The organism is Nitrososphaera sp. (assembly GCF_050748925.1).
Lineage (GTDB): Archaea > Thermoproteota > Nitrososphaeria > Nitrososphaerales > Nitrososphaeraceae > Nitrososphaera.
This window is the reverse complement of sequence record NZ_JBOGQF010000064.1, coordinates 1-9,994: the sequence shown is the minus strand read 5'-3', so window position 1 is coordinate 9,994 and position 9,994 is coordinate 1. Positions and strand designations below refer to the sequence as shown.

Annotated in this window: 15 protein-coding genes; 6 read left to right on the top strand and 9 right to left on the bottom strand. The window is 54.9% G+C overall.

Going from position 1 to position 9,994, the window contains the following annotated elements; translation table 11 throughout:
* Positions 1-77: 77 nt before the first annotated feature.
* From ACREAY_RS06795 to ACREAY_RS06785, 3 genes are read right to left on the bottom strand one after another with little or no spacing between them, the layout of a single operon-like run.
* Entirely contained in the window at positions 78-638 is a 561-nt protein-coding gene (locus tag ACREAY_RS06795) for an NAD(P)/FAD-dependent oxidoreductase (protein WP_431755010.1), read from the bottom strand.
* Positions 559-1,572, bottom strand: coding sequence for an NAD(P)/FAD-dependent oxidoreductase (locus tag ACREAY_RS06790; RefSeq protein ID WP_431755009.1), 1,014 nt, complete (start codon positions 1,570-1,572; stop codon positions 559-561). Before ACREAY_RS06790 ends, ACREAY_RS06795 begins: the two co-directional genes overlap by 80 nt.
* Before the next feature lie 3 nt (positions 1,573-1,575).
* The gene (locus ACREAY_RS06785) at positions 1,576-1,734 is read right to left on the bottom strand and encodes a hypothetical protein (RefSeq protein ID WP_431755008.1); all 159 of its coding nucleotides are present in this window, start codon (positions 1,732-1,734) and stop codon (positions 1,576-1,578) included.
* Between the two features lie 151 nt (positions 1,735-1,885).
* On the opposite strand from ACREAY_RS06785, the gene ACREAY_RS06780 reads away from it, so the two are divergent.
* Together ACREAY_RS06780 and ACREAY_RS06775 are read left to right on the top strand one after the other, a co-directional pair.
* Positions 1,886-2,686, top strand: coding sequence for an AN1-type zinc finger domain-containing protein (locus tag ACREAY_RS06780; RefSeq protein ID WP_431755007.1), 801 nt, complete (start codon positions 1,886-1,888; stop codon positions 2,684-2,686).
* A gap of 360 nt (positions 2,687-3,046) precedes the next feature.
* The gene (locus tag ACREAY_RS06775; RefSeq protein WP_431755006.1) at positions 3,047-3,571 is read left to right on the top strand and encodes a response regulator; all 525 of its coding nucleotides are present in this window, start codon (positions 3,047-3,049) and stop codon (positions 3,569-3,571) included.
* On the opposite strand, the gene ACREAY_RS06770 is transcribed toward ACREAY_RS06775, so the two are convergent.
* A complete protein-coding gene (locus ACREAY_RS06770; RefSeq protein ID WP_431755005.1) occupies positions 3,568-4,110 on the bottom strand; it encodes a pyruvoyl-dependent arginine decarboxylase in 543 nt (180 codons plus the stop codon). The genes ACREAY_RS06775 and ACREAY_RS06770 overlap by 4 nt on opposite strands.
* Positions 4,111-4,430: 320 nt before the next feature.
* Entirely contained in the window at positions 4,431-4,568 is a 138-nt protein-coding gene (locus ACREAY_RS06765) for a hypothetical protein (RefSeq protein ID WP_431755004.1), read from the bottom strand.
* A gap of 82 nt (positions 4,569-4,650) precedes the next feature.
* Between ACREAY_RS06765 and ACREAY_RS06760 the strand changes: the two genes are divergently transcribed.
* Positions 4,651-5,925 (top strand): hypothetical protein, encoded by a 1,275-nt coding sequence (locus tag ACREAY_RS06760; RefSeq protein ID WP_431755003.1) that lies wholly within the window; start codon positions 4,651-4,653, stop codon positions 5,923-5,925.
* On the opposite strand, the gene ACREAY_RS06755 is transcribed toward ACREAY_RS06760, so the two are convergent.
* On the bottom strand, positions 5,890-6,999 hold the full coding sequence (locus tag ACREAY_RS06755) for a spherulation-specific family 4 protein (protein WP_431755002.1): 1,110 nt from the start codon (positions 6,997-6,999) through the stop codon (positions 5,890-5,892). The two genes, ACREAY_RS06760 and ACREAY_RS06755, sit on opposite strands and share 36 nt — an antisense overlap.
* A gap of 295 nt (positions 7,000-7,294) precedes the next feature.
* Between ACREAY_RS06755 and ACREAY_RS06750 the strand changes: the two genes are divergently transcribed.
* From ACREAY_RS06750 to ACREAY_RS06740, 3 genes are all read left to right on the top strand, one after another.
* Positions 7,295-7,486, top strand: a complete 192-nt coding sequence (locus tag ACREAY_RS06750; protein WP_431755001.1) for a hypothetical protein — start codon at positions 7,295-7,297, stop codon at positions 7,484-7,486.
* Between the two features lie 277 nt (positions 7,487-7,763).
* On the top strand, positions 7,764-7,982 hold the full coding sequence (locus ACREAY_RS06745) for a hypothetical protein (RefSeq protein WP_431755000.1): 219 nt from the start codon (positions 7,764-7,766) through the stop codon (positions 7,980-7,982).
* Positions 7,983-8,049: 67 nt separating this feature from the next.
* The gene (locus ACREAY_RS06740) at positions 8,050-8,241 is read left to right on the top strand and encodes a hypothetical protein (RefSeq protein ID WP_431754999.1); all 192 of its coding nucleotides are present in this window, start codon (positions 8,050-8,052) and stop codon (positions 8,239-8,241) included.
* Between the two features lie 2 nt (positions 8,242-8,243).
* Here the strand turns inward: ACREAY_RS06740 and ACREAY_RS06735 are convergent, their stop codons facing one another.
* The 3 genes from ACREAY_RS06735 to ACREAY_RS06725 all read right to left on the bottom strand — a co-directional run bounded on the left by ACREAY_RS06735 (position 8,244) and on the right by ACREAY_RS06725 (position 9,720).
* Complete coding sequence (locus ACREAY_RS06735; protein WP_431754998.1) at positions 8,244-8,402, bottom strand: hypothetical protein; 159 nt, start codon at positions 8,400-8,402, stop codon at positions 8,244-8,246.
* Between the two features lie 72 nt (positions 8,403-8,474).
* Positions 8,475-9,545: a GTPase HflX gene (gene hflX, locus ACREAY_RS06730; protein WP_431754997.1), complete on the bottom strand. Its 1,071-nt coding sequence runs from the start codon at positions 9,543-9,545 to the stop codon at positions 8,475-8,477.
* Positions 9,546-9,549: 4 nt separating this feature from the next.
* A complete protein-coding gene (locus tag ACREAY_RS06725) occupies positions 9,550-9,720 on the bottom strand; it encodes a hypothetical protein (RefSeq protein ID WP_431754996.1) in 171 nt (56 codons plus the stop codon).
* Positions 9,721-9,994: the final 274 nt, after the last annotated feature.

Here is a 9,994-nt window from a genome sequence, read left to right as displayed (position 1 = left end):
GAGTTGTTTATGCAGGTGTTCTGGGAAAAGACGACGCACCAAGGAAGGGGCGTCAAGTGGAAGGCGGCCGAGCAGCACTAGGTCTCGACCATTATTTTGTCTCGCTTCGCCGCAAAGGTCTTGACCCTCGTTATGTCCCGGGTAAAGAACAGGTCTATCGTCCAGTCTGCCATCACCCGCAGCCGCTTTTCCATAGTCGGGAGGTTTGCAAGGTAGAACGTCCTCCACAGCCACCAGGCCAGAAACCCCTGGAGCCGGACGCCATAAATGATGGCGATCCCGTTCTTTTTGCCGATGGTAGCCATCACGCCTTTTGTCCTGTAGCTGAACGCGCGCCCGCCCTTGCCCTTTATTGACGCGGCAATGTTTTCCGCCGCCACCCGCCCCTGCCTCAGGGCGTGCTGGGCCGTTGCGGGGCATGGCTTTCCTGCCCTGTCTATGACCGAGGCGCAATCGCCCACCGCGTATACCCCCGGAAGGCCCTTTACCTCAAGACGTTCGTTCACACTTATCCTGCCGGCCCCGTCGTGCTCGCATGCAAGCCCGGCCACCAGCCTTTCAGGGGTCACGCCGGCAGTCCAGACAAGGGTCCTGCATGGCAGGACATCCCCGCTTGCAAGCGCCAGCCTGTCTTCCATGGCGCTCTACGCGCGTGTTGAGCATTACTTTTACCCCCTTTTCCAGCAGCTTCCTGAGAGCGAACTCGCCGAGGTCTCTATCCAGGTCTGGCAGGAGGCGGTCCGCCGAGCTCACAAGCACGACCTGCACGTCGCCGGGGTCGATGTTATGGTAGAGGCCCTTTATCGCGTCGCGCACAAAGTCGTTCAGCTCGCCCACCACCTCTACCCCGCTGAACCCGCCGCCGGCGACCACGAACGTCATCAGCTCGCGCCGAACTCCCGGGCTTGACGGCATCTGGTCTGCCTGCTCTAGCATGCTTATCACGTGGTTCCGGAGCAAAATGGTGTCGTACAGGTCCTTCAGCGCAAAGGCGTTCTTTTCAACGCCGTCGCCGGAGAACCGTGTCCTGTTGCCAAGCGCCAGGACGAGGTAGTCGTACCTTAGAGCGTGACTGCTCAGCTGCTCGGGCCTGCATCCCCCGCTTGGCTCCCTGCCTACGGCATGGGTTATCACGACGCGCTTGCCCTCCAAGTCCACCGACTCTACCTCCGACTCGTAAAAGCGGGCCCTCTGGCAGAGCGCCCGGACAGGGGCTGCTATGTGGCGGGTGTCTATCATCCCGGACGCGACTTCGTGCAGCATCGGCGTAAAGAGGAAAAAGTTGTTCCTGCTCACCAGCGTAATGTCGACCTGCGGGCCGCTCTGGAACCTGCTCTGGAGTCTTTTGAGCGCCTCCATGCCGGCAAAACCGCTTCCAAGGATCAGTATCCTGGTCTGTGGTGCCGGCGCGCTGCCGTGCACAAGCTCGGCGTGCTTGCACAACGAATCAATCCAGGAAAACGAGACGTCGCATTGCGCGCAAAGGAACCGGGCGCGATGCTTTACCTTTAAAAACAATAGTACAAGCGCTATTATCGCGGCAGGCATAATGTACGTTAGCGCGTGCAGCATGTCTTATGCGGTTATGGATTCTGCCCTGTACGCGTTCATTTCCTTTAGAATGCTGACGACAGTCGGGATGTCCAGGTCCAGCTGCATGGCGATAAACTCCTCTGGTATGTCTGACAGGAACAGGTTCTTGACAATGAGCTTTTTGTCAGAGAGCGCTTGCATTGCCCCGGTAAGGCTCCGACGGGATAAAAAGAGCATCCAGTACGCTTCCAGACATCTATTGGAGATGTACGTAAAAACAGCTCCATGCACAGCCATAAATGGCGCGGCCGCGTGCATTTCCTTTTATTCTTGAAATGCGTAAAAACACCGGTTGGAGTGCGAGGTTTGCGGCCGTCAGGAGGAGATGGCATTTCGGTGCCGCTACTGCAAGGGCCACTTTTGCTCCGAGCACCGCCTTCCCCCAAACCATGACTGCCTGTTTTTGAACGACTTTATGCGGCAGCCGGAAAAAGACAGGGAGTTTATCGAGTACATCCACGGCAGGCAGGGCAGCGCCGGCGAAAGGGTCGCAAGCACCATCAGGAACACGGTCCTTCTCAAGGTTTCAAAGACAGAGATAGGCCACCTCTTACTGGGTACGGCGCTCGTGGCCGCAGTAGGCATGTCCATCTTTGGCTACAGCTTTAGGCCAGAGTACCTGGCGATATTTGTCAGTGCTTTTGTGCTGCACGAGCTGGCGCACAAGTTCCTCGCCCAGTTTTACCGCGCGTGGGCGGAATTCAGGCTCATCATGTATGGCGCAGCAATCACGGCGATATCTGCGCTCCCGTTCCTTCCGTTCAAGTTCATAGCTCCCGGCGCCGTCTTTATCAGCGGGTCGATAAGCGAGCGCAGGAACGGCAGGATATCGCTGGTGGGCCCGCTCACCAACATTGTGCTCGGCGCAGGCTTTATGCTCGCATATTATGCGACTGGCTCTGACCTCATGCTGGCAGGGGCGCGCTTTAACGGCTGGATAGCGCTTTTCAACCTGATCCCGTTCATGGGGCTTGACGGCGCAAAGATATTTGCATGGAACAAGCTGGTGTGGGTCCTTGCGCTCGCAGGCTCGGTCGGCCTCTACATTGTCGGAGGCCTCGTGTCCGGCAGGGGCATATTTGGGATCTTTTAGCTCGACTCGCTCTTGTCTCCACGACCCGGGCGCCTGATTGCACGACTCCTGCTTGTGGCGGAAATTCTCTGCAAATAATAATCATCATGCAGGCTGCCCTGAATTCTACCGCGCAGAGGCCCCGCGGGATTTGCACCCGTTTATGCCCTAGCTTTTCCCGCCGCACCTTACCGCGCAACCGCTGCGGGTGATATAAAAGAACAATTATTTTGCCATGTTTCCACTGGAAACACACACTAGCACTTTTGGTAGAAAGGTGTGGCTTCATAAGCGTCGCGCAATCAACCGCATGCACCACTTGTCATCAGCTGCCGGGCTAACAACTGCTTATATACGAACGCGGTGTTAAGAGACCAAATAATGAAAATGAACGTCCTCGTTGCAGAGGATGACCCTAACATGACCAACCTGTACCGCATTGCGCTGGAGGCCAAGGGTCACCATGTCAGGATTACCCAGGACGGAGAGGAGTGCATACGAGTTTACAAAGAAGCGTTTGAAAAGCTGGCAGAGTCGGGCAAAAAACCGTCCAAGTACGAGCCCTTTGACGTCGTCGTGCTGGACTACAGGATGCCCAAGGTCGACGGCCTGGAGGCGGCAAAGGCGATACTGGCACTCAACAGGAGCCAGAGAATAGTCTTTGCGTCTGCCTTTGTCAAGGAGACGCTCAGGGACTCTGTCAAGCACCTGGAGCAGGTAGTGGAGCTGATCCAAAAGCCATTTGAGCCAAAAGTGCTCGTCGACCTGGTCGAAGACACGTCGGCTACAAAGGAGCTTGAGGAGATAAACAAGCTCGTGGCAGACCTCAACACCGACAGCCCTGACGACGAGCAGATAAACGAGCTTTTAGGCATCCTGAAGAGGATACAGAAATCGGGCCTCTAGGGCACCAGGACGGCCGCTGCGACGACAGAGGTCCACAGCCGGCCCTTGTCGCCTGTCGCAGACTGGGTGACGTTGGCCGTCTTTATGATGAGCCCGCTTGACTTGAACAGCTGCTTTCTTTCGTCCCATGCGACCGCAGGGTTAAACGATATGCCCATCGTGGTTGCAAGCATGGTCGCGGCCAGGTCCTCCGCATAGTCGCCGGTGGTCTCCTCGGTCTGGCCAAAAGAGTGGTGCTCTGACAGGTAGCCGTATTTTTCCTTGCCGGCAGGGATTGCGACCCCGACTAACGAGGCGAGAAGGCGGTGGGGCTCGTCTGTCGCACCGCGGGTCATGACCACGAACGTTATCTCGCCCGGCTTTAGCATCTGCGCCCCCTTTTCTTTTGTGACGAGCTTGCATCCGGGCGGCACTATGCTTGACACCGTGACCAGGTTAATGCGCTCTATCAGGGCGTCCCTCAACGCCATTTCAAACGAGCCCAGCTGGTCCTTGTGCCTTCCGACGCCTTTGGTCAGGAAAAAGTATCTCGGAACCACGCTGATAAAGCCGTCCTATAATTATACAGGGTTTCTGGGCAGCCGTACCGTTTTGGGCCATGCAGGTGGTGCATTGCCATGTTTTCACAAAAATATGGAGGGTCGCAGTCACAAAACTGAAGGCCGGCAAAGAAATCGCCACGTAATTGCGTACAGGTGACTATAACGCTTTAGTTCGCGGGCCTGAAACTCTCATCAAGAGTCGGTGGCTAGAACTGGAAATAACCCGGGCAGGTGCTGTCACGCTCCCCCAGAGCGCCCGGGAAATACCGGCAAGCCCCTTGGGTGGTTCATTGATGCCACTGGCCCTTTTACGGCGCCTAGGCGGCCTGGACGTGCTTAGGCTTTTCGACGATGTCGCCTTTCTGCAGGTGCGCTATCAGCACATGCTTTTGCATGTCGCCCAGCGACTCAAATTGCTGGCCGCAGGACCGGCACTTGTATTCTAATTTTCTCATTTCACATTTTATTAGCAAACATCCCACATAAGCCTATTGTAAGCTAAAAAGGGGGAAATGTCCTGTATATCAGGAGTAGACCGTGAAAGCTAGCAACGAGTGGCACTTGCTGTCAAATGAAGCGAAAAAGTTCATTGAATCGACAGACGAGTTCCTGGACGAAGGCGTGAACCCGGGCGGATACTACAAGGCGGTATGGTGCCGCGACGCGTCATACATACTGAAGGACTGGTTCCTGGCAGGCCGGTTTGAGCACGTGATGCAAGAGATACTGTACATATGGTCGCACCAGATAAACGCGGGAGGAGAAAAAATAATCTACGGCAGGGGCTCGCCGGAAGCAAATTACCTGTCGCAGGTTGCCCGGCCCGGGGCCCAGAAAAGGTTCGAAGGCGCGCTGCCGACCACGATATTCCACGGCTTTTCCGAAGTCTATGGCCGGGACCCCGACATCGACTCGACCGCGCTGATGGTTTCTACCACCGCGTGGATCTTTGAGTCGTGCTTAAAGGCGGGGCTGGCGTTCCCGTCGTCTTTCCAGCATGCAAAAGAGTCGCAAGAGCTTGCCGTCTCGTCCGTTGTGTCAAACCCCGAGACGGCGATAGAGTTTGTGGTGCCCAAGATGCTCAGCGCGGTCGACTTCCTTGCAGGAAGAGATGTCGACGGCGACGGGCTGCTCGAGCAGGGCCACAACGAGGACTGGATGGACACCGTGCTCAGGAAGGGCAAGATAGTGTACAGCCAGGCGTGCTGGATACTCGCGCTTGAAAACCTCTCGTCACTCACGTCAGAGCTTGGCATGGGAGGCGAAGCAGGCAGGCTGGCCGCAATGGCGGGGCGGACAAAGGACGCGGTCGAGCAGAAACTGTGGTCAGAGCAGGACGGCGTGTACGTCGACCTGCATGACGAAAGCCCGCACATGGCCCTCACCCAGGACGTCGTGCTCTACCTTATTGCCGTCACCGAAAACAACAGAGCCGCGACCGGCCGGGCCAAGAGCACGCTTGACACCGTCAGGAACAGGATATGGAAGGACAGGTGGCCCCTGGTGACAGAGTCGGCTCTGAAAAAGACCGGCCCCTGGGTCCTCCACCCAAACCAGTACCACAACCACACTTTTTGGCCCTGGATAACGGGGATTGAAATGCTCGCCCGAAGCCGCCATGGCAGGATTGACGAATGCCAGACCCTTTTCTCGATGCTGGCTTCAAGCGACAGCCAGTCCAAGGTGCGCGCGTTCTACGAATGGGTGAACCCCATAACCAACCAGGGGAGCGGGGCCTACCCCTTCAGGACGGGCATCTCGACGATAAGGATCGCTCTATTGGAAATGCTGAACAGGCTGGCCGTCGAGTAGATCGACAAGATCTCTAAAATAGCCCGGAAGCGAGTTGTACGGGTTGCGGTCGCCTTCCCTTTCGACATCGTCGGTTATGTAGAACAGGCCGACGTAGCCCTTGATCTCGGCGACGTATGCAGGATCAAGCGAGGCGACGTTCTTTGAAATAAAAGAAAAGCCTTCAGTAGGATGCGCTGGAAAGTAGGTGTTTTCCTGCAGCTGCAAGGCGGTGGACAGCGCGTCGCCTTCATAGATGGCAAGGTTGTCAAAGACGCCAACGTACGCCTCGGCGGCCTTTGCGCCGGGGTTTGCCCGGACAAACTCCAATCCCTGCGACCGTGAGTAATCTGCGAGCTCCCTGTAGAACGGCAGCTGGCCATCCCCCGAGCCTGCCTGGTCCAGCATTATTCCGTTCACCTGCGGGTACCATGACCTGTACCTGTTGACCATTGCCTTCAAATCGTCAAGGGTCCGGCCGGGGTTCTGCTGAGCATAGTTTGTCGGCACGTACCCAAGGATGTATTCGACCCCGCTTTTTTGCAGCTCTGAAATGGCGTGGGCGTGGGCTGAGTTTTGCCTGTCGCCGGGACCCGACGACGGGTTTACCGTGACCACAAACAATACCGACGGATGGACCTGCTTTGCCTTGAAGAGCGTGTTCCAGACGCCGTCCGGCTTCCACAGGTCAGGATACTTGTAGAGCGGGACATAGATGCCCGGGTAGTCAATGACGGACGCTGACGCAAAGGCAACGGGCGAAAAGGACAGGGGCCTCTCAAAGCTGCCAACGACAAAAGCGCGAAACGTATAGCGGCCAGGGTCGTCAAGTGAAAGGACTGTGCTCACCCTTGTCGACTGCCCCGGCCCGAGCAGGCCGCTGCCCGTGACCAGCCACCGGGTGATGCCGCCAGAGTCACGGGCTTCAAGCACCGCCACGTATTCGCTCAGCGCGTCTCCAGTGTTTGTGACTCCGACTGACATGATGAACTGCGACCCCGGCTTTATCAGCGCCAGGCTGTTGCCGGCCATGTCAGTCACGGCAAGGGACTGGGCCGCCACGACTCGCAAAGGCGTGTCCCCACGGGCCAGCAAGGGTGGCAATTACCATACAGGCTATGACAGGCGACATTGCCACAGTAAGATGTTTGCGCCTAGTTCTATATGCCTATCCGGTAAAGAATAAACCTGCAATGCTTCTGCTTGCCATAATAGCAAGCTGCGAATTTCGTAGGTCAATCCTACATTTGAAGAACATAATATTTTGACATAATGTTTAAAATAAGGCAAGATTATGGCCTATAATGTCATGCTCTTGCCATTCTGTTACTCTCTCCCAAGAATTGGGAACACTAGAAACATAAGATCCGCGTACGAAGTTCTGGCGAACATGCTCATGCTCTGCCTGGAAGGCAACACAAAGGAACGCCTTGCCTGCCGCGCCGAGTTTGACATAGACCGCTATGTCGGCGTTCTGCTTGCCTATGGCCTGCTCAGGGAAGCAGGCGAGTGGCTAGTCGTCACAAGTAAGGGAAGGCTGTACATTACGCACTATGACGTCATCAGAAGGATGCTTGATTGAAGGTTATCCTGCCAGTCTCTTTTGGATGATGTTCGACAGCAGATGAAGCGTGTCACAAGGACAGGGCTCGGTTGCATGCACGTTAATATTTTGCAATAATATTCATAATATTTTGTGCCTGCAAACCTGCAGCTTATAGCCTGAAAAGACATTATCCAATGCATTAGGTGTGCAGAAGGTGTCCCATATACTTCTGCAATCTGCCTACCCCGCCCATTTGGGCGGGGCCGTTTTTCTCCAAAATATGTTATAATAAGGGAGCCGGCAAACTTGTTTCATGAACAAAGGAGGGAACCTGCGCGTGCTCGGGCTGTTGGTGGCCACCGCGGTGTTTTTTGGAGTGACGCTCCTTGGCTCACTTTTCGTAATGATAGTGCTCGTCAACAACATGGACGTGCCCGGCGGAGATGGGCCCAGCTACCTGATGCTTGGCTTGGTTCCGCCATCGATACTGACGCTCCTCCTTTATACAAAGGGCTTTGGCAGGTTTCTATAGTTCTTTCCCAGCTTGCAGAGGCGCGGACTGCATAGTTTGATAAGCAACCCAGTATCACGGATATATCATGGCGGAACTGATTGTCGAGTCGTACCAAAATTCAACGGTAAATGAAATTCTAAGGGATATTGGCATGAAATACAAGATCGATACGAGCAAGGATTTGCTAAAGGCAGACAGCCCCGTGCAGGAGATCAAGTTCAAGTACAGGACGTATTCAGAGTGCGTAAAGATGCTGTATAAAAAGGCCGAGATCTAGATTCAGGTCCTTACTTTCATCAGGTCAATGTGCCCCGTAGTGCAGCCCTTGCCCCCTGCCACATGCGCGTGCAACTGCGCCTTCGCCTCTTTTTCCGGCAGCTTTTCCGTCGAGATGTACCCGCAGTTCCTGCAGACAATGATATAACTCCAGCCGACCAAAAAAGATCATTTTAGGATGACCGGCGCCTCTTAATAAGGCAGTTATTGCAGTGCAGCAAAAAGGCGCGTATATCACATAGGAACCTTTTTGCCAGTGGGCGAGTTGAGCAGCGTCTTTAGCTTGTGCAGGCCATAGCCTGTCTTTGACGATATGGCCAGAGGATGCGGTATAGCCAGGTCCTGGGCGATCCGCCCGACCACTTCTTCCGAACCCAACATGTCGTACTTTGTGAAAACCACGATTACCTTTGACCTGTCCACTTTTAGCTCCTCAAGTACCTGCCAGCACGCCGTGTACTTTATCCTGATGTCCTGCAGGTCTTCAGAGGCGTCGATCAGGAGCAGGATAATATCGGCCGCAAGCGATTCTTCCAGCGTGGACTTGAACGCGTCTATCATGTATGTCGGCAGCCGGCTGATGAAACCGACGGTGTCTGTAAGCAGCGCCTCTTTGTCGTTAAGTTGCAGTGCCCTGGTGGTCGTCGAGAGCGTCGTAAACAGGCTGCTGGAGGTCTCTTTCTGCTCCTGCGTAAGGACGTTAAACAGGGTGGTCTTGCCAGAGCTGGTATAGCCAACGAGGGAAAAGACGGGCATCCCGGTCTTTACTCGTTGGACATGGTAGAGCTGGCGCTTCTTTTTGGCTTCGTCCAGCTTTTCTTTGATAAACGACATGCGCCTTTTCAAGTCGCGGAACTTTACGTCGACCACGTACTCGCCCATGCCACCCTTTCCGGCCCGCTCGTTGCCGGAGGTCAGTTTCGCGTTTTCCCGCACGCGAGGCATCCCGTACTTTATTTCGGCCAGCTCGATCTGCAGTTTTGCCTCCGTCGTCGTGGCCCGGGAATAAAAGATGTCAAGTATTAGCCGCTCCCTGTCGATTACAGGCACGCCGGCCAGTTTTTCAAGGTTGTGTATCTGCCTCGAAGTAAGGCGCTCGTCGACGACTATTTGCTCCGCGCCGGATTCCTTGACAGATTCCTTTACCTCCTCTGCCTTGCCTGCGCCCATGCCGTACTGGGAATGGTTCAGGTACTTTTGGGTAAAGATTTTGACGGTTTCGCGGTCGGCAGAATCTACCAGGCTTTTTGCCTCTGCCAAAGTAAAGCTGTCAGGGTAGGTTACAAGTATTATTTTCTTGTTCAACGAGTCAGGACCAGTCCAGATAATCTTCTGTGATGTATTCGTTCTTGTGTCCCCGCGAGCAGGCGTGGGAGGGATCGTTGTTTGTGGCAGTTGACTTGAAACTGACGGTGCTCCCTTCGGGGACGTAAAGGCCGGGGAATACTTCTCCGCAGGTCTTGCACTTTAGCATCAGCATTGGCATTTAGCATCATCTCGCAGGATAGAAGAATTTCCCACGGATATATTGTACCCAGCTTGCATAAGAATCTTCAAAATTGGCACGTTTCGAGCCGACCTGCGTCTTAGGAGCTACCAGCGAAATGCCTTTGCCGCTGGCGAAAAGTGCTGTTTTATTTCATCCAGCCGGCCTAACGAACTGTCGCTATTTCTGATATCCGAAAAGGAGGAGTGGCACCTGACTTTTTCAAGGAAGAAAATGACCTGGTCTTTGTCAACCCCGTGCTTTATGT